At 66.3% G+C, this 15971-nt stretch carries 15 protein-coding genes; 5 read left to right on the top strand and 10 right to left on the bottom strand.

Annotated features, from left to right (window positions below):
* Nucleotides 1-325 precede the first annotated feature (325 nt).
* The 4 genes from ACFIMZ_RS03340 to ACFIMZ_RS03325 form a co-directional block, all read right to left on the bottom strand.
* Nucleotides 326-3301 carry a ribonucleoside-diphosphate reductase subunit alpha gene (locus tag ACFIMZ_RS03340; RefSeq protein ID WP_431821378.1) on the bottom strand — a complete coding sequence of 992 codons (2976 nt, stop codon included), beginning with the start codon at nucleotides 3299-3301 and terminating at the stop codon, nucleotides 326-328.
* A 450-nt stretch (nucleotides 3302-3751) separates the two neighbouring features.
* Entirely contained in the window at nucleotides 3752-4342 is a 591-nt protein-coding gene (gene ampD / locus ACFIMZ_RS03335; protein WP_431821377.1) for a 1,6-anhydro-N-acetylmuramyl-L-alanine amidase AmpD, read from the bottom strand.
* On the bottom strand, nucleotides 4339-4650 hold the full coding sequence (locus ACFIMZ_RS03330; protein WP_431821376.1) for a PP0621 family protein: 312 nt from the start codon (nucleotides 4648-4650) through the stop codon (nucleotides 4339-4341). Before ACFIMZ_RS03330 ends, ampD begins: the two co-directional genes overlap by 4 nt.
* A gap of 14 nt (nucleotides 4651-4664) precedes the next feature.
* Nucleotides 4665-5561 carry a cytochrome C assembly family protein gene (locus ACFIMZ_RS03325; RefSeq protein WP_431821375.1) on the bottom strand — a complete coding sequence of 299 codons (897 nt, stop codon included), beginning with the start codon at nucleotides 5559-5561 and terminating at the stop codon, nucleotides 4665-4667.
* An 88-nt stretch (nucleotides 5562-5649) separates the two neighbouring features.
* Here ACFIMZ_RS03325 and ffh point away from each other — a divergent pair, with 88 nt between their 5' ends.
* Both ffh and ACFIMZ_RS03315 read left to right on the top strand, forming a co-directional pair.
* Complete coding sequence (ffh, locus tag ACFIMZ_RS03320; RefSeq protein ID WP_431821374.1) at nucleotides 5650-7017, top strand: signal recognition particle protein; 1368 nt, start codon at nucleotides 5650-5652, stop codon at nucleotides 7015-7017.
* Nucleotides 7018-7111: 94 nt separating this feature from the next.
* On the top strand, nucleotides 7112-7663 hold the full coding sequence (locus ACFIMZ_RS03315) for a hypoxanthine-guanine phosphoribosyltransferase (RefSeq protein WP_431821373.1): 552 nt from the start codon (nucleotides 7112-7114) through the stop codon (nucleotides 7661-7663).
* A 77-nt stretch (nucleotides 7664-7740) separates the two neighbouring features.
* Here the strand turns inward: ACFIMZ_RS03315 and ACFIMZ_RS03310 are convergent, their stop codons facing one another.
* Together ACFIMZ_RS03310 and ACFIMZ_RS03305 are read right to left on the bottom strand one after the other, a co-directional pair.
* On the bottom strand, nucleotides 7741-8343 hold the full coding sequence (locus tag ACFIMZ_RS03310; RefSeq protein ID WP_042583062.1) for a MarC family protein: 603 nt from the start codon (nucleotides 8341-8343) through the stop codon (nucleotides 7741-7743).
* A 21-nt stretch (nucleotides 8344-8364) separates the two neighbouring features.
* Nucleotides 8365-10101 carry a proline--tRNA ligase gene (locus ACFIMZ_RS03305; RefSeq protein WP_431821372.1) on the bottom strand — a complete coding sequence of 579 codons (1737 nt, stop codon included), beginning with the start codon at nucleotides 10099-10101 and terminating at the stop codon, nucleotides 8365-8367.
* A 218-nt stretch (nucleotides 10102-10319) separates the two neighbouring features.
* Here ACFIMZ_RS03305 and ACFIMZ_RS03300 point away from each other — a divergent pair, with 218 nt between their 5' ends.
* Both ACFIMZ_RS03300 and ACFIMZ_RS03295 read left to right on the top strand, forming a co-directional pair.
* Nucleotides 10320-10964 (top strand): RNA pyrophosphohydrolase, encoded by a 645-nt coding sequence (locus tag ACFIMZ_RS03300; protein ID WP_431821371.1) that lies wholly within the window; start codon nucleotides 10320-10322, stop codon nucleotides 10962-10964.
* A 13-nt stretch (nucleotides 10965-10977) separates the two neighbouring features.
* Nucleotides 10978-11586 (top strand): CNP1-like family protein, encoded by a 609-nt coding sequence (locus tag ACFIMZ_RS03295; protein ID WP_431821370.1) that lies wholly within the window; start codon nucleotides 10978-10980, stop codon nucleotides 11584-11586.
* An 84-nt stretch (nucleotides 11587-11670) separates the two neighbouring features.
* Here the strand turns inward: ACFIMZ_RS03295 and proB are convergent, their stop codons facing one another.
* From proB to rplU, 4 genes are all read right to left on the bottom strand, one after another.
* Nucleotides 11671-12789, bottom strand: coding sequence for a glutamate 5-kinase (gene proB, locus ACFIMZ_RS03290; protein WP_431821369.1), 1119 nt, complete (start codon nucleotides 12787-12789; stop codon nucleotides 11671-11673).
* Between the two features lie 90 nt (nucleotides 12790-12879).
* Nucleotides 12880-13992 carry an Obg family GTPase CgtA gene (cgtA, locus tag ACFIMZ_RS03285; protein ID WP_431821368.1) on the bottom strand — a complete coding sequence of 371 codons (1113 nt, stop codon included), beginning with the start codon at nucleotides 13990-13992 and terminating at the stop codon, nucleotides 12880-12882.
* Nucleotides 13993-14165: 173 nt separating this feature from the next.
* Entirely contained in the window at nucleotides 14166-14429 is a 264-nt protein-coding gene (rpmA, locus tag ACFIMZ_RS03280) for a 50S ribosomal protein L27 (RefSeq protein WP_010091262.1), read from the bottom strand.
* A gap of 24 nt (nucleotides 14430-14453) precedes the next feature.
* Nucleotides 14454-14765: a 50S ribosomal protein L21 gene (gene rplU / locus ACFIMZ_RS03275; RefSeq protein ID WP_006025184.1), complete on the bottom strand. Its 312-nt coding sequence runs from the start codon at nucleotides 14763-14765 to the stop codon at nucleotides 14454-14456.
* A gap of 210 nt (nucleotides 14766-14975) precedes the next feature.
* On the opposite strand from rplU, the gene ACFIMZ_RS03270 reads away from it, so the two are divergent.
* Nucleotides 14976-15971 (top strand): polyprenyl synthetase family protein, encoded by a 996-nt coding sequence (locus tag ACFIMZ_RS03270; RefSeq protein ID WP_431821367.1) that lies wholly within the window; start codon nucleotides 14976-14978, stop codon nucleotides 15969-15971.

The raw sequence follows: 15971 nt of genomic DNA, 5'->3' as shown, positions 1-15971 counted from the left end.
TTTCCTGAGCGATAAAAGGGTTCGCTCACGAAAAATCCCTTTTTCGATTCGCGTTGCGACCTCGATACAACACTTTGAGCAACGCATCGTCGTTCATGCAGCGCGCGACGTGTGTCGCACATGTATCGCGAGGTGCGCTCGACGCATCGAACGCGGATCGAAACGTGACGCCGTCGGGGCTGCTTCGATCGCTTGTCACTGCCTGCAACGCGCTTGCCGCGTTACAGATTCCTTATCATTTTTTTAGTTGAGAGCGGCGCGCACTTCAACCTTTATCGGTTGCCGTGCGCGCCGCCCGGAGCCCTGCCGAGTCAGACGCGCCGCGTTACTGGCACGCTTCGCACTCGTCGAAGCCCGGGTCGCCCGGACGCATCATGCACACCGGACCTTCCGCTTCGACCGGCGCCGCATTCACCGTGCCCGCCGACGACGCTTCGCCGCCCGTTGCGCCGAAGCCGCCCGCCGCGCCCTGCGCGCCGCCTGCACCACCGCTCGTCGGCACCGCGTTCAGCGCGCCGTGCGCGACCGTCGACTTCTCGACGTGCGTCGCCGCCATCGTGCGCAGGTAGTACGTCGTCTTCAGGCCGCGCAGCCACGCGAGCTTGTAGACCTCGTCGAGCTTCTTGCCCGATGCGCCGCCCATGTAGATGTTCAGCGACTGCGCCTGGTCGATCCACTTCTGACGGCGCGACGCCGCCTCGACCAGCCACGTCGGATCGACCTCGAATGCGGTCGCGTAGATCGCGCGCAGGTCGGCCGGAACGCGGTCGATGCGCGACAGCATGCCGTCGAAGTACTTCAGGTCGGCGACCATCACCTCGTCCCACAGGCCGCGCTCCTTCAGGTCGCGCACCAGGTACTCGTTGACCACCGTGAACTCGCCCGACAGGTTCGACTTCACGTACAGGTTCTGGAAGGTCGGCTCGATGCATGCCGACACGCCGATGATGTTCGAGATCGTCGCCGTCGGCGCGATCGCGACGCAGTTCGAGTTGCGCATCCCGTGCGCGGCGATCCGCGAACGCAGTTCCGTCCAGTCGAGCGACTCGGACGTGTCGACCTCGACGTAGCCGCCGCGGGCTTCCGTCAGCAGCTTCAGCGTGTCCTGCGGAAGGATGCCGCGATCCCACAGCGAGCCGCGGTAGCTCGAGTAGCGGCCACGCTCCTCGGCCAGCTCGGTCGACGCGTAGTACGCGTAGTAGCAGACCGCTTCCATCGAGCGGTCGGCGAACTCGACCGCCGCTTCCGACGCGTACGGCGTGCGCAGCAGGTGCAGGCAGTCCTGGAAGCCCATGATGCCCATGCCGACCGGGCGGTGCTTCAGGTTCGAGTTACGCGCCTTCGGCACCGCGTAGTAGTTGATGTCGATCACGTTGTCGAGCATGCGCATCGCGACGCTGACCGTGCGCTTGAGCTTGTCGTGGTCGAGCGCGTAGCTGCCGTCCGCCTGCTTCACGAGGTGGGCGACCAGGTTCACCGAACCCAGGTTGCAGACCGCGATCTCGGTGTCGCTCGTGTTCAGCGTGATTTCCGTGCACAGGTTCGACGAGTGGACGACGCCGACGTGCTGCTGCGGCGAGCGCACGTTGCACGGATCCTTGAACGTGATCCACGGGTGGCCCGTTTCGAACAGCATGCCGAGCATCTTGCGCCAGAGCTGCTGCGCCGGGATCTTCTTGAACAGCTTGATCTCGCCGCGAGCGACCTTGTCCTCGTACGCCGTGTAGGCCGTCTCGAACTCGGCGCCGAACTTGTCGTGCAGGTCCGGGCAGGTCGACGGCGAGAACAGCGTCCAGTCGGCGCCTTCCATCACGCGCTTCATGAACAGGTCGGGAATCCAGTTCGCCGTGTTCATGTCGTGCGTGCGGCGGCGATCGTCGCCCGTGTTCTTGCGCAGCTCGAGGAATTCCTCGATGTCGAGGTGCCACGATTCCAGGTACGCGCAGACCGCGCCCTTGCGCTTGCCGCCCTGGTTGACCGCGACCGCGGTGTCGTTGACGACCTTCAGGAACGGGACCACGCCTTGCGACTTGCCGTTCGTGCCCTTGATATGCGAGCCGAGCGCACGCACGCGGGTCCAGTCGTTGCCGAGGCCGCCGGCGAACTTCGACAGCAGCGCGTTTTCCTTCAGCGCCTCATAGATGCCGTCCAGGTCGTCCGCGACCGTCGTCAGGTAGCACGACGACAGCTGCGAGCGGTGGGTGCCCGAGTTGAACAGCGTCGGCGTCGAGCTCATGAAGTCGAAGCTCGACAGCACGTTGTAGAACTCGATCGCGCGCGCTTCGCGGTCGATCTCGTTCAGCGAGAGGCCCATCGCGACGCGCATGAAGAACGCCTGCGGCATTTCGATGCGGCTGCCGTCGACGTGCAGGAAGTAGCGGTCGTACAGCGTCTGCAGGCCGAGGTAGCCGAACTGCAGGTCGCGGCTCGCGTCGAGCGCGTCGCCGAGGCGCTTCAGGTCGAACTGCAGCAGCTTGTCGTCGAGCAGCCCGGCGTCGACGCCGCGCTTCAGGAACTGCGGGAAATACTCCGTGTAGCGGGCCGACATCTCGGCCTGGACCACTTCCTCGCCGAGAATCTCGCGGCGGATCGTGTGCAGCAGGATGCGTGCCGTGACCTGGCTGTACGCCGGGTCCTTCTCGATCATCGTGCGTGCGGCCAGGATCGCCGAGTCGTAGACCTGGCTCATCGGCACGCCGTCGTACAGGTTCTTCACCGTCTCCGCGACGATCGGGTCAGGGTTAACCGCAGCGCCGAGGCCGTCGCACGCGGACACGATCAGCGCGCGCAGCGCGTTCAGGTCCAGCGGACGGGTCACGCCGTTGTCGACGACGTTGATCGCGCCGCCGCTCGATTCGACCGCCGGTGCTTCCTCGCCCGCGTGCTGGCGCTCGAGGTGACGCTTCTCGCGGTACAGCACGTACGCGCGCGCGACGTTGTGCTCGCCGCCGCGCATCAGCGCGAGCTCGACCTGGTCCTGGATGTCCTCGATATGGAACGTGCCGCCGTTCGGACGGCTGCGCACGAGCGCACGCACCACGTTGTGCGTCAGCTGCTCGACCAGTTCGCGCACGCGTGCCGAGGCCGCGCCCTGCCCGCCATTCACGGCCAGGAAAGCCTTGGTCACCGCGATCGCGATCTTCGACGGCTCGAACGACACCACGCTGCCGTTGCGGCGGATCACCTTGTAGTCGGCGAACGTGGCCTGCGGCGCGAGCGCCTGCGCGCCTTGTTCGGTCCCGCCGAGAGGGCGGCTCGATGCGCTCTCGTATTGGGACGTCGCATTGTCGGTGGTTTGCATGTGCAAAGCTCCTGGTGTTGGGTGATGCGGGGGGAACCGCGGATTAAAACGATCGCTGCGCAATGCGGTGCGCGAGCGGTAAGACGCGAGCGACGCGTCGAGGGGGCCGGTTCGGTCGTCGTGATGCACGTGATCCGGTCTGGTGCTTCGTCATGTGTCCTGCGCCCCGTCGACACTTGCTGCGCTGATCGCGACGCCCGGACCGCCGGCCTGACGCGTCGCCCTGAGAACTCTGTCCGCCGGCGTTGCCCGCCGGTCCGTGCCGCTCGGGTTTTCCCCGCGGCACACACTATATCTAGTGCAGAACTGCTCAACCGGCACCAAGTATAGTGGACATTCGAACGACGTCCAACCAGAGAATTTGCGATAGAACCCTTGACATCGCGAACGGTCAGACGCGACAAGGCATTCGACGGAAAAATAGCTCCCGCGCGTCAAAAAACCCCGCGATCAGTGCTGCCGGAAAGGAAAGTATTCGGCAGAAAAGCCGGCATCGCTTGCGAAGCGTTGCCAATCGAAGTGCGGGCCGGGGTCGGTCTTGCGGCCCGGCGCGACATCGGAATGACCGGCGAACGCGTCGACCGGATAGCGGGCTGCGAGCCCGCGCGAGAGCGCGCCGAGCGTCGCGTACTGGGCGGCTTCGAATGGCACGTCGTCCGCGCCTTCGAGCTCGATGCCGATCGAGAAATCGTTGCAGCGTGGCCGGCCGAAGAACTCGGACGCGCCCGCGTGCCATGCTCGCTCGTCGCACGACACGAACTGCACGAGCTCGCCGTCGCGACGGATCAGGAAGTGCGCGGACACCCGCACGCCGCGCAGGTGGGCCTGGTAATAGGGGTGCGCGTCGCAGTCGAGACGGTTCAGGAACAGCGCCTCGATCGCATCGCCGCCGAACTCGCCGGGGGGCAGGCTGATGTTGTGGACGACGACGAGCGTCGGCACCGCACCCGCGGGCCGCGCCTCGAAGTTCGGCGACGGCGCATGGCGCGCGTCGCGCACCCAGCCGTTCGCGTCGATCGACAGGAACCGCGCGCCGCTCATCGCGCGCCGCGGTCGTTCGTGCGCGCGGCGTGGCGCTGCGCGTGCTCGGCGCTGCAGAAATACTCGCCGCCCGCGGCGACCGCGTCGCCCTTCGGCGCGTGCACGCCGCACTCGGCGCAGCGTACCATCGGCTCGGGAAGCGGGTGCGCGTCGCCCGCGCGCGCGGCGCCGCCGTAGCCTTGCGCACCGGCGCCAGGCCCCGCTTCGCGACCGGCGCCCTGCCCGGTCCGCGCCTGCGCCTGGCGCAGCTTGCGCGCGACCCACGAGGTCGCGAAGAACAGGAGGATGAGGAGAAGAATCTGTCGCATCGGGAATCAGTCGGTCAAACCACGGAGCGGTGCAGCAGCACCTCGAAAACGAACCGGCTGCCGACGTACGCGAGCAGCAGCGCGGCGAACGACACGAGCACCCAGCGCGCGGCGCCCCGCCCGCGCCAGCCCGACGTCCTGCGCGCGATCAGCAGCCCGCCGAACATCAGCCAGGACAGGATCGCGAACACGGTCTTGTGGTCGAGCCGCATCGCGCGCGCGTCGACCTGCTCGCTGAACAGGATCCCGGACGCGAGCGTCAGCGTCAGCAGCACGAAGCCCGCGCCGATCAGGCGGAACAGCAGCTTCTCGAGCGTGAGCAGCGGCGGCAGCGTCTCGAGCCAGCTCGCGATCCAGCCCGTCGAGCCGTCGCGCCCGCCGCTTCGAAGCGACTGCAGGCGCCGCTCGACCATCAGCATCAGGATCGCGTGCAGCGCCGCGATCGCGAACAGGCCGTACGCGATGTTCGCGATCAGGAAGTGCAGCTTGAACAGCGGCGCTGCGGCATATGGCAGCACCCGCACGCCGCCGAACACCAGCGGCAGCAGCGACGCGCCGCACGCGAGCGGCAGCACGAGCAGCCGCAGGCTGTCGAGCGGGAAGAAGAAGCTCTCGATCCAGTAGATGCCGGCGCCGAGCCAGAACATCGCGGACAGCGCGAACGCGAAGCCGAACACCATCGCGTCGTGCGGGAAGATCGTCATGTGGAGCAGCACGCCATGCGCGACGAGCGCGGCGAACAGCAGCGCGCGGCCGGGCCCGCTCATCCCGGAGGCGGCGGAAGCCGGAACCGGCACGGCCGGCACGCTCGCGACGAGCGGCGACGCCGCGCCCTGGCGGTGCGTGCGCCAGCCGGCAACGGCGAGGCCGCCGTACAGGAATGCGGTGAGGGCATACAGTACAATATCCATGTTCGAAGTTTACACTAGGCCCCCTTCCCGCGACGGCTCCCTTGTTGAGTTCCGCCGCGCCTTCGGGCCCCACTGTCCATCGCTCCCCATGCTCGACAATCTCACTCAACGGATGGCGCGCGTCGTCAAGACGCTGCGCGGCGAGGCCCGGCTCACCGAGGCGAACACCCAGGAGATGCTCCGCGAGGTGCGCCTCGCGCTGCTCGAGGCCGACGTCGCGTTGCCCGTCGTCCGCGAATTCATCGCCAAGGTCAAGGAAAAGGCCCTCGGCGAGGAAGTGATCAGCAGCCTGTCGCCGGGCCAGGCGCTCGTCGGCGTGGTCCAGAAGGAGCTGACCGCCGTGATCGGCGGCGACTACGAGGGCAAGGCCGCCGAGTTGAACCTCGCCGTCACGTCGCCCGCGGTGATCCTGATGGCCGGCCTGCAGGGCGCCGGCAAGACGACTACCGCCGGCAAGCTCGCGAAGCTGCTGCGCGAGAAGTACAAGAAGAAAGTGCTGACGGTGTCGTGCGACGTGTACCGCCCCGCCGCGATCATGCAGCTGAAAACGGTGAGCGAACAGGTCGGCGCCGATTTCTTCCCGTCGACGCCGGACCAGAAGCCGGTCGACATCGCGGTCGCCGCGGTCGACTGGGCGAAGCGCCACTACCACGACGTGCTGATCGTCGACACGGCCGGCCGTCTCGGCATCGACGAAGCGATGATGCAGGAGATCGCCGCGCTGCACGGCACGCTGAAGCCGGCCGAAACGCTGTTCGTCGTCGACGCGATGCTCGGCCAGGACGCCGTCAACACCGCGAAGGCGTTCAACGACGCGCTGCCGCTCACCGGCGTCGTGCTGACCAAGCTCGACGGCGACTCGCGCGGCGGCGCCGCGCTGTCGGTGCGCCACATCACCGGCAAGCCGATCAAGTTCGTCGGCGTCGCCGAGAAGCTCGACGGCCTCGAGATCTTCCACCCGGACCGGATGGCGAACCGGATCCTCGGCATGGGCGACATCCTCGCGCTCGTCGAGGAAGCGCAGCGCGGCGTCGACGTGCAGGCCGCGCAGAAGCTCGCCGACAAGGTGAAGAAAGGCGGCGATTTCGACCTGAACGATTTCCGCGCGCAAATCTCGCAGATGAAGAACATGGGCGGCCTGTCGTCGCTGATGGACAAGCTGCCCGCGCAATTCCAGCAGGCGGCCGCCGGCGCCGACATGGGCCAGGCCGAAAAGCAGATCCGCCGGATGGAGGGGATCATCAGCTCGATGACGCCCGCCGAACGTGCGAAACCCGAGATCATCAAGGCGACGCGCAAGCGCCGCATTGCTGCCGGCGCGGGCGTGCCGGTGCAGGAAGTCAACCGGATGCTGAACCAGTACGACCAGATGCGTACGATGATGAAGAAGCTGAAGGGCGGCAACATGCAGAAGATGATGCGCGGCCTGAAGGGCATGATGCCCGGCCTGCGCTGATTCCGCCCGTCGGCCGGCGCGCGGGTTTTTGCTGTAGCGCGCGCCGCCCGATCTGCTTCATTCTTATTTGTATACCGACTGCCCGCCAGAACTCATGAACCGCGAAGAAGCCCTCCACATTTTCGAACACTCCGAAGAGATCGTCTCGGCGGACGCCGTCAACGCGTCGATCGCCCGGATGGCCGACGCGATCCGCGTCGAGATAGGCGACGCGTTCCCGCTCGTCCTCTCGGTGATGGGCGGCGCCGCGGTGTTTACCGGGATGCTGCTGCCGCATCTCGATTTCCCGCTGGAATTCGACTACATCCACCTGACCCGCTACCGCAACACGACGCAGGGCAGCCCGGAGATGCACTGGCGCGTCGCGCCGCGCGAATCGGTGAAGGACCGCATCGTGCTCGTGCTCGACGACATCCTCGACGAAGGCGAGACGATGGCCGCGATCCGCGACCGCATTCTCGACATGGGCGCGAAACGCTTCATGTCGGCCGTGCTGTGCGAGAAGACGCTCACGAAGGCCAAGCCGCTGCACCCGGATTTCTGCGGCTTCGCCGTGCCCGACCGCTATGTGTTCGGCTGCGGAATGGACGCGAAGGGCTACTGGCGCAACCTGCCGACGATCCGCGCACTGACCGCGAACGCCTGACGCCCGCGCGGCCCGCATAAAAAAGCGGCGCTCCGGTTCTTCCGGAGCGCCGCTTTTTACGTTGGGGCGTCGCCGCGCTACAGCTGGTGCACGAACACGCGGATGCCGCCCAGCATCATCTCGACCGAGATCGCGACGAGCACGAGGCCCATCAGCCGCTCGAACGCGGCGACCGTCCGCTCGCCGAGCCATTGCTGGATCCGCTCGGCCAGCACCAGCGTGACCGCGCAGACGATCATCGTGACCGTCAGCGCGCCCGCCCACTCGAGCATCTTGCCGGGCGCCTGCGACGTCAGCAGCATCACCGTCGCGAGCGCCGACGGCCCGGCCAGCGCCGGAATCGCGAGCGGCACGATGAACGGCTCGCCGCCCGCGCGCGGATCGTTGCCGAGCGCGCCGTCCGGATGCGGGAAGATCATCCGCAGCGCGATCAGGAACAGCACGATGCCGCCGCCGATGCGCAGCGACAGGTCGGTGAGGTTCATCATCCGCAGAAAGCGGTCGCCCACGACCATGAAGAACAGCAGGATCACGAACGCGATCCCCACTTCGCGCAGAATCAGCTTCACGCGCCGCTCGCGCGGCACACTCCGCATCGCCGAGATGAACAGCGGAATGTTGCCGAGCGGATCGGTGATCAGCAGAAGGAGCACGGTGGCCGACAGGAAGGTGTATTCCACCGTGTCCCCCGGTCGGCCGGCTTAGCGCGCGAGCGCCGCGCGGACCTTCTCCACGACCGTTGCCGCGGCCGTGTCCGCCGGCAGCAGCGTCGCTTCGGTGTCGCGGCGGCCCTGGTACTCGAGCTTGCCTTCCTTCAGGCCGCGCTCGCCGATCACGAGGCGATGCGGCACGCCGATCAGCTCCCAGTCGGCGAACATCACGCCCGGACGCTCGCCGCGATCGTCGAGGATCACGTCGACGCCGGCCGCGGCCAGCTCCGCGTACAGCTTGTCGGTCGCTTCGCGCACCGCGTCGCTGCGGTCGTAGCCCATCGGGCACAGCACGACCTCGAACGGCGCGATCGACTCGGGCCAGATGATGCCCTTGTCGTCGAAGTTCTGCTCGATCGCCGCGCCGAGAATGCGCGTGACGCCGACGCCGTAGCAGCCCATCAGCATCGGCTGCGGCTTGCCCGACTCGTCGATGAACGTCGCGCCCATCGCTTCCGAATACTTGGTGCCGAGCTGGAACACGTGGCCGACCTCGATGCCGCGGCAGATGTCGATCACGCCCTTGCCGTCCGGCGACGGGTCGCCCTTCTGCACGTTGCGGATGTCGGCGACTTCCGGCTCCGGCAGGTCGCGGCCCCAGTTCACGCCGGCGATGTGGTAGTCGACCTCGTTCGCGCCGACGACGAAATCGCTCATGTTCGCGACCGTGCGATCGGCGATCACCTTCACCGGCTTCTTCGTGCCGATCGGGCCGAGGTAGCCCGGCGGCGTGCCGAACCACTCGACGATTTCCTGCTCGGTCGCGAAGCGGTGGTGGCTCAGGCCCGGCAGCTTCGACGCCTTGATCTCGTTCAGGTCGTGGTCGCCGCGCAGCATCAGCAGCCAGATCGTCGGTTCGGCGCCTTCGTTGTCGGTCGCGAGCACGATCGACTTGATCGTGCGCTCGAGCGGAATCCCCATCAGCTCGGCGACGGCCTCGCACTTCGCCTTGCCCGGCGTCGCGACCTTCGCCATCGGCTCCGCGGCCGCGGCGCGCTTGAGCGTCAGCGGCAGCGCTTCGGCCGCCTCGATGTTCGCCGCGAAATCGGAGGTCGGGCAGTAGGCGATCGCGTCCTCGCCGGTGTCGGCGATCACGTGGAACTCATGCGAGAAGTTGCCGCCGATCGAGCCGCTGTCGGCCGCAACCGGACGGAACTCGAGACCGAGGCGCGTGAAGATGCGCACGTACGCGTCGTACATCTTGCGATACGACTCGGCGAGGCCGTCGGCATCCTTGTCGAACGAGTACGCGTCCTTCATGATGAACTCGCGGCCGCGCATCACGCCGAAGCGCGGACGGATCTCGTCGCGGAACTTCGTCTGGATCTGGTAGAAGTTCACCGGCATCTGCCGGTAGCTCCTGATCTGGTTGCGCGCGATATCGGTGATCACTTCCTCGTGCGTCGGCCCGATCACGAACTCGTTGTCCTTGCGGTCCTTGAAGCGCAGCAGCTCGGGACCATACTGCTCCCAGCGGCCCGACTCCTGCCACAGCTCGGCCGGCTGCACCGCCGGCATCAGGAGCTCGATCGCGCCGGCCCGGTTCATTTCCTCGCGCACGATCGCCTCGACCTTGCGAATCGAGCGCAGGCCGATTGGCAGATAGTTGTAGATGCCGCCGGCGACGCGGCGGATCATGCCGGCGCGCACCATCAGCTTGTGGCTGACGATCTCTGCGTCGGCGGGTGCTTCTTTCAGGGTGCCGATAAAGAAACGGGAAGCTTTCATGCGGACGGTTCCAAAAACGGCGCCCCCAGGCGGGGCGCCCGAAAAAGATTCAAGGTGAAAAAGCTGCGCACGGCGAACGACGATCGCGCAGATGACTTGGCAGACAAATCAGGGACAGCTCAACTGGCGCGCCCGGCGCGGATTCGCTCCGTTACGGTGCGCGGCGCCCGTTATCTGTTTATAATCAAAGCAATTTTAAAGGATTCGAAGGTGGTTGTATGCTGGATCGTGAAGGCTTTCGCCCGAACGTCGGCATCATCCTCTTGAACGCGCGCAACGAGGTGTTTTGGGGCAAGCGGCTCCGCGAGCATTCCTGGCAGTTTCCTCAAGGTGGGATCAAGTACGGCGAGACCCCCATGCAGGCGATGTACCGGGAGCTGCACGAGGAAACCGGCCTGCACCCGGAACACGTCAAGATAATCGGCCGCACTCGCGACTGGTTGCGTTACGAGGTGCCTGACAAGTTCATCAAGCGTGAAGTACGCGGTCATTACCGCGGCCAGAAACAGATCTGGTTCCTGCTGCGGATGGTAGGACGCGATTGCGACATTTGCTTGCGCGCGACCGATCACCCGGAGTTTGATGCGTGGCGCTGGAACGAGTACTGGGTGCCGCTCGATGCGGTGATCGAGTTCAAGCGGGATGTTTATCAGTTGGCGCTGACGGAACTGTCGCGCTTCCTGCGCCGCCCGGCGCAGCGGGCCGACAAGCCGCGGGGTCCGCGTCCGCGCTATCCGCGCGTCGTGGAATCGCAGCACCGGCAGACGTTGACGGTTGTCGACACATCGGTGGTCTGTTCCGAGATCGAAGTGGAAGCGAGCACGCTCGACGAGGCGCCTCCTCGCCTGATCCTCGGCGATTGACAAGTCGGACTGCATGACCGGGCGCGACCTTGGTGTCGCGCCCTTTTTTTACGAGGAATGCATATTGAAAGCGATTGCTCTCGCGCTCACGTCGATCGCCGCAGCGGCTGTGCTGGCCGGTTGCGCGCATTCGAACACGCCGACCAACAAGGACGACAGCGCGTTCGTGTATCTGCTGGACCGCCAGCCGGCGTGGAAGGAAAACACCGTCGACACGCTGCCGCCGCTGCCGCAGCCGGGCGACCTGCTGTCGTTCAACGTGTCGCAGAACACGCCGCTCAAGTTCTTCGTCGACGCGAAGTCGCTGGCGGTCGGCACCGACGGCATCGTGCGGTATACGGTGGTCGTCACGAGCCCGGCCGGCGCGCGCAACGTGAATTACGAGGGCATCCGCTGCGACACGTATGAATGGCGCCAGTATGCGGGCCTCAATTCGGATCACGACGGCTGGGACCGCACGGTCGAGAACGACTGGCGCCGCATCGAGAACGGCGAGCTGAACGCGTATCACGCGGCGCTCTACCAGGACTACTTCTGCGCGAACAAGATGCCGCTGGGTACGACGCAGTCGATCCTTGAGAACATCAAGTATCACCGCACCGCGCTGAACCAGTTGCGCTGATCGCGCCGGTCGGCCGAAGCCGCCATGCAAAAAGCCCGCGTTTTCGCGGGCTTTTGTGTATCGACGATCACCGGACCGGACAGGTCACAAGAGCACCAGGTTGTCTCGGTGAATCAGCTCCGGCTCCATCATGTAGCCGAGCACGGCTTCGATCTCGCCGCTCGGCTTGCGCTGGATCAGTTTCGTCTCCGCGCTGCTGTAGTTGGTCAGCCCGCGCGCGACTTCCCGCCCGTCGGGCCCGACGCAGGCGATCACCTCGCCACGCGCGAACACGCCCTGCACGTCGACGATGCCGATCGGCAGCAGGCTCTTGCCGCCCGCCGTCAGCTTCTCGACCGCGCCGGCGTCGATCACGACATGCCCGCGCACCTGCAGGTGATCGGCCATCCATTGCTTGCGCGCCGCCATCCGCGCCGTGCGCGCGATCAGCTGCGTGCCGATCGCCTCGCCCGTCGCGAGACGCGCGAGCACGTCCGGCTCGCGCCCGCTCGCGATCACGGTGTTCGCGCCGCTGTGCGCCGCGCGCTTGGCCGCGAGTATCTTCGTCAGCATGCCACCGCGGCCGAGGCTCGACCCCGCGCCCCCCGCCATCGCCTCGAGTTCGGGCGCGCCCGCATTCGCCTCCGCGACGAGCGTCGCGGCCGGGTCCTTGCGCGGATCGGCGGTAAACAGGCCGGACTGGTCGGTGAGGATGATCAGCGCATCGCCTTCGATCAGATTCGCGACGAGCGCGCCGAGCGTGTCGTTGTCGCCGAACTTGATTTCGTCGGTAACGACCGTGTCGTTCTCGTTGATGATCGGCACGACGCCGAGCCGCAGCAGCGTGAGCAGCGTCGAGCGTGCGTTCAGGTAGCGTTCGCGGTCCGCGAGGTCGGCGTGCGTGAGCAGGATCTGCGCGGTGCGGATGCCATGCTCGGAGAAGCGGCTTTCATAGACCTGCGCGAGCCCCATCTGCCCGACCGCGGCAGCGGCCTGCAGTTCGTCGATCTCGCGCGGACGCTTGCTCCAGCCGAGCCGCTGCATCCCTTCCGCGATCGCGCCCGAGCTGACGAGCACCACTTCCTTGCCCTGATCGCGCAGCGCGGCGATCTGGGCGGCCCAGCGGCCAATTGCGGCATGATCGAGCCCTTTCCCGTCGTTGGTCACGAGGCTGGACCCCACCTTCACCACCAGTCGCTTCGAATCCGCGATGATCGAACGCATCGTGCGCTGTCTCCTGTATGTGATGCCTGGCCTGGCCGGGCGCGATTGAATTCCGGCGCCGGGCGGCTCGCGCCCGGCGCGCAGCGCCGCTCAGGCGTCGGCGTCCGATGCCGCCTGCCCGTCGCGCGAAGGCGTGTCGCGGAAGCGCACGTCCGCCGCCAGGTCTTCCGCCTCGGCCGCGCGATGCGCATCCGAATGCTCCGCAAGGTAGTCGTAGATCGCGTAGCACAGCGCCTCGCAGCCCTGGCCGGTCAGCGCCGAGATTTCGAACACCGGGCCGTCCCAGCCGAAACGCTCGAGGAAATCCGCGACGCGCGCCTCGCGCTCGTCCTCCGGCACCATGTCGAGCTTGTTGAGCACGAGCCAGCGCGGCTTCTCGTAGAGCGACTCGTCGTACTTGCGCAGTTCGCCGACGATCGCCGTCGCTTCCGCGACCGGATCGACGCTTTCGTCGAACGGTGCAAGATCGACAAGATGCAGCAGCACCCCGGTGCGCTGCAGGTGGCGCAGGAACTGATGCCCGAGGCCGGCGCCTTCGGCCGCGCCCTCGATCAGCCCGGGAATGTCGGCGATCACGAAGCTCTTGCTCGGCCCGACGCGCACGACGCCGAGATTCGGGGCCAGCGTCGTGAACGGGTAGTCGGCGATCTTCGGCTTCGCGTTCGACACCGACGAGATGAACGTCGACTTGCCCGCGTTCGGCATGCCGAGCAGGCCGACGTCGGCCAGCACCTTCAGCTCGAGGCGCAGCATCCGCCGCTCGCCCGGCTTGCCGTCGGTCTTCTGGCGCGGCGCGCGGTTCGTGCTCGACTTGAAATGCAGGTTGCCGAGGCCGCCCGCGCCGCCCTGCGCGAGCATGACCTTCTGGTCGTGCTCGGTCAGGTCGGCGATCAGCTCGCCCGTGTCCATGTCGTTGATGATCGTGCCGACCGGCATGCGCAGCGTGATGTCGTCGCCGCCCTTGCCGTAGCAGTCCGAGCCGCGACCGTTCTCGCCGTTGCGCGCCAGGTGCTTCTTCGCGTAACGGTAGTCGATCAGCGTGTTGATGTTGCGGTCGGCGATCGCGTAGACACTGCCGCCCCGGCCGCCGTCGCCGCCGTCCGGCCCGCCGAACGGAACGAATTTCTCGCGGCGCATCGACGCGCTGCCATCGCCTCCGTCTCCGGCGATGACTTCGATTCGCGCTTCGTCAATGAACTTCATTCGTTACTCCGCCCAGTATTTTCGCTATTGTGCCGCGCTCCGCCGCGCTTGAACAATCGGCCGTCCGGCCAACCGCCGCGACCGACCGCCTGCGCTTGCGCAGCGACAAAATAAAAAAAGGCCCCGCGACAACTGCGGGGCCTTTCGGCTACGAAGCCCGTGGGTGCCTGAACTTAGGCAGCCGCCGGGACGACGATGACCATATGCTTCTTGTCCGCGCCCTTCGTCGCGAACTTCACGTGGCCGTCGACCAGCGCGAACAGGGTGTGATCCTTGCCCATGCCGACGTTCTCGCCAGCGTGCATGCGGGTGCCGCGCTGACGCACGATGATGCCGCCTGCGTTGATCGCCTGGCCGCCGTACACCTTCACGCCGAGACGTTTCGACTCGGAGTCGCGGCCGTTCCGGGAAGAGCCGCCTGCCTTTTTGTGTGCCATCTGATTGCTCCTTTACCGAGGCGCTTACGCGTTGATCGCGTCGATGCGCAGCTCAGTGTAGTTCTGGCGGTGGCCGCCGTGCTTTTGGTAGTGCTTCCGGCGACGCATCTTGAAGATGGTGACCTTGGCATGACGACCGTGCGACACAACGGTGGCCTTGACGGAAGCCCCACTGACCAGCGGCGTACCGAACTTAATCGATTCGCCTTCGCCCACTGCGAGAACCTGGTCGAGCGTGATTTCAGCGTCAATGTCAGCCGGTATCTGTTCTACTTTCAGTTTTTCGCCAACGGCAACCTTGTACTGCTTGCCGCCGGTTTTTATGACCGCGTACATTGAGAACCTCACTCTGGATCCAATTTTTCCGCACACCACGCGCGGAAAAGGCGTGATTATACAGAGAGTTAGCATCGCTGTCAAAGCCGATCGACGATTGCCGCGCCGGCCCCTCGGCCGGATGGCCAAAATCGCGCCCACGGCACGCGCGACAGACCGGGATGCGGCGGATTCGACTTATAATCCGCGGCATCACCCAATTCCATGATCATGTCGTCGTCCACCGCCTCCCCCACCCTCAGCGCCGCCCATCTGCTCGCCCCGATCGCGAGCGATATGGAGCAGGTGAATCGCGTCATCCGGCAAAGCCTCGCGTCCGACGTGCTGCTGATCAACCAGATCGCCGAGTACATCATCGGCGCGGGCGGCAAGCGGCTGCGTCCGGCACTGCTGCTGCTCGTCGCGGGCGCGCTCGGCGAGACGTCGCACCAGCGGCACGTGCTCGCGGCCGTCGTCGAGTTCATCCACACGGCCACGCTGCTGCATGACGACGTCGTCGACGAATCCGAGCTGCGGCGCGGCCGCCAGACGGCCAATGCGCTGTTCGGCAATGCCGCGAGCGTGCTGGTAGGCGACTACCTCTATTCGCGCTCGTTCGAGATGATGGTCGGCGTCGGCAAGATGCGCGTGATGGAGATCCTGTCGGAAGCGACGACGATCATCTCCGAAGGCGAAGTGCTGCAGCTGCTCAACATGCACGACGCGGACGTCGACGAGGCCCGCTACATGCAGGTGATCCGCTACAAGACGGCCAAGCTGTTCGAAGCGTCCGCCCGGCTGGGCGCGGTGCTCGCGGGCGCCGACGCGACGACCGAGGCCGCCGCCGCCGAGTACGGGCGCCGCATCGGCACCGCGTTCCAGATCATGGATGACTGGCTGGACTACACGGGCACCGCCGAGGCGATGGGCAAGAACGCCGGCGACGACCTGCGCGAAGGCAAGCCGACGCTGCCGCTCATCTATCTGATCGAGCGCGGCACGCCCGAACAGGCCGCGCTGGCGCGCGAGGCGATCGAACAGGGCGGCACCGACCGCTTCGAAACGATTTTCGACGCGATCACGCGCTCGGGCGCGCTCGACCACACGCTCGAATGCGCGCGGCAGGAAGCGCAGGCCGCGGCGGCCGCGATCGCCGCGTTCCCGAATTCCGTTTACAAGGAAAGCCTGCTCGAGCTGTGCTCGTATTCGACGTCGCGGCAGTCCTGA

This window comes from Burkholderia sp. F1 (genome assembly GCF_050813845.1).
Classification (GTDB): domain Bacteria; phylum Pseudomonadota; class Gammaproteobacteria; order Burkholderiales; family Burkholderiaceae; genus Burkholderia; species Burkholderia ubonensis.
This window is presented reverse-complemented; position numbering and strand designations above follow the sequence as displayed.

What these genes read in the sequence shown, in the direction of transcription:
- ACFIMZ_RS03300 (WP_431821371.1), top strand. Translation starts at nt 10,320, where the DNA reads ATGCTGGATCGTGAAGGCTTTCGCCCGAACGTCGGCATCATCCTCTTG.
- proB (WP_431821369.1), bottom strand. Translation starts at nt 12,789, where the DNA reads ATGCGTTCGATCATCGCGGATTCGAAGCGACTGGTGGTGAAGGTGGGG.
- ACFIMZ_RS03295 (WP_431821370.1), top strand. Translation starts at nt 10,978, where the DNA reads ATGACCGGGCGCGACCTTGGTGTCGCGCCCTTTTTTTACGAGGAATGC.
- ACFIMZ_RS03325 (WP_431821375.1), bottom strand. Translation starts at nt 5,561, where the DNA reads ATGGATATTGTACTGTATGCCCTCACCGCATTCCTGTACGGCGGCCTC.
- ACFIMZ_RS03340 (WP_431821378.1), bottom strand. Translation starts at nt 3,301, where the DNA reads ATGCAAACCACCGACAATGCGACGTCCCAATACGAGAGCGCATCGAGC.
- rpmA (WP_010091262.1), bottom strand. Translation starts at nt 14,429, where the DNA reads ATGGCACACAAAAAGGCAGGCGGCTCTTCCCGGAACGGCCGCGACTCC.
- ACFIMZ_RS03305 (WP_431821372.1), bottom strand. Translation starts at nt 10,101, where the DNA reads ATGAAAGCTTCCCGTTTCTTTATCGGCACCCTGAAAGAAGCACCCGCC.
- ffh (WP_431821374.1), top strand. Translation starts at nt 5,650, where the DNA reads ATGCTCGACAATCTCACTCAACGGATGGCGCGCGTCGTCAAGACGCTG.
- rplU (WP_006025184.1), bottom strand. Translation starts at nt 14,765, where the DNA reads ATGTACGCGGTCATAAAAACCGGCGGCAAGCAGTACAAGGTTGCCGTT.
- ampD (WP_431821377.1), bottom strand. Translation starts at nt 4,342, where the DNA reads ATGAGCGGCGCGCGGTTCCTGTCGATCGACGCGAACGGCTGGGTGCGC.
- ACFIMZ_RS03330 (WP_431821376.1), bottom strand. Translation starts at nt 4,650, where the DNA reads ATGCGACAGATTCTTCTCCTCATCCTCCTGTTCTTCGCGACCTCGTGG.
- ACFIMZ_RS03315 (WP_431821373.1), top strand. Translation starts at nt 7,112, where the DNA reads ATGAACCGCGAAGAAGCCCTCCACATTTTCGAACACTCCGAAGAGATC.
- cgtA (WP_431821368.1), bottom strand. Translation starts at nt 13,992, where the DNA reads ATGAAGTTCATTGACGAAGCGCGAATCGAAGTCATCGCCGGAGACGGA.
- ACFIMZ_RS03270 (WP_431821367.1), top strand. Translation starts at nt 14,976, where the DNA reads ATGTCGTCGTCCACCGCCTCCCCCACCCTCAGCGCCGCCCATCTGCTC.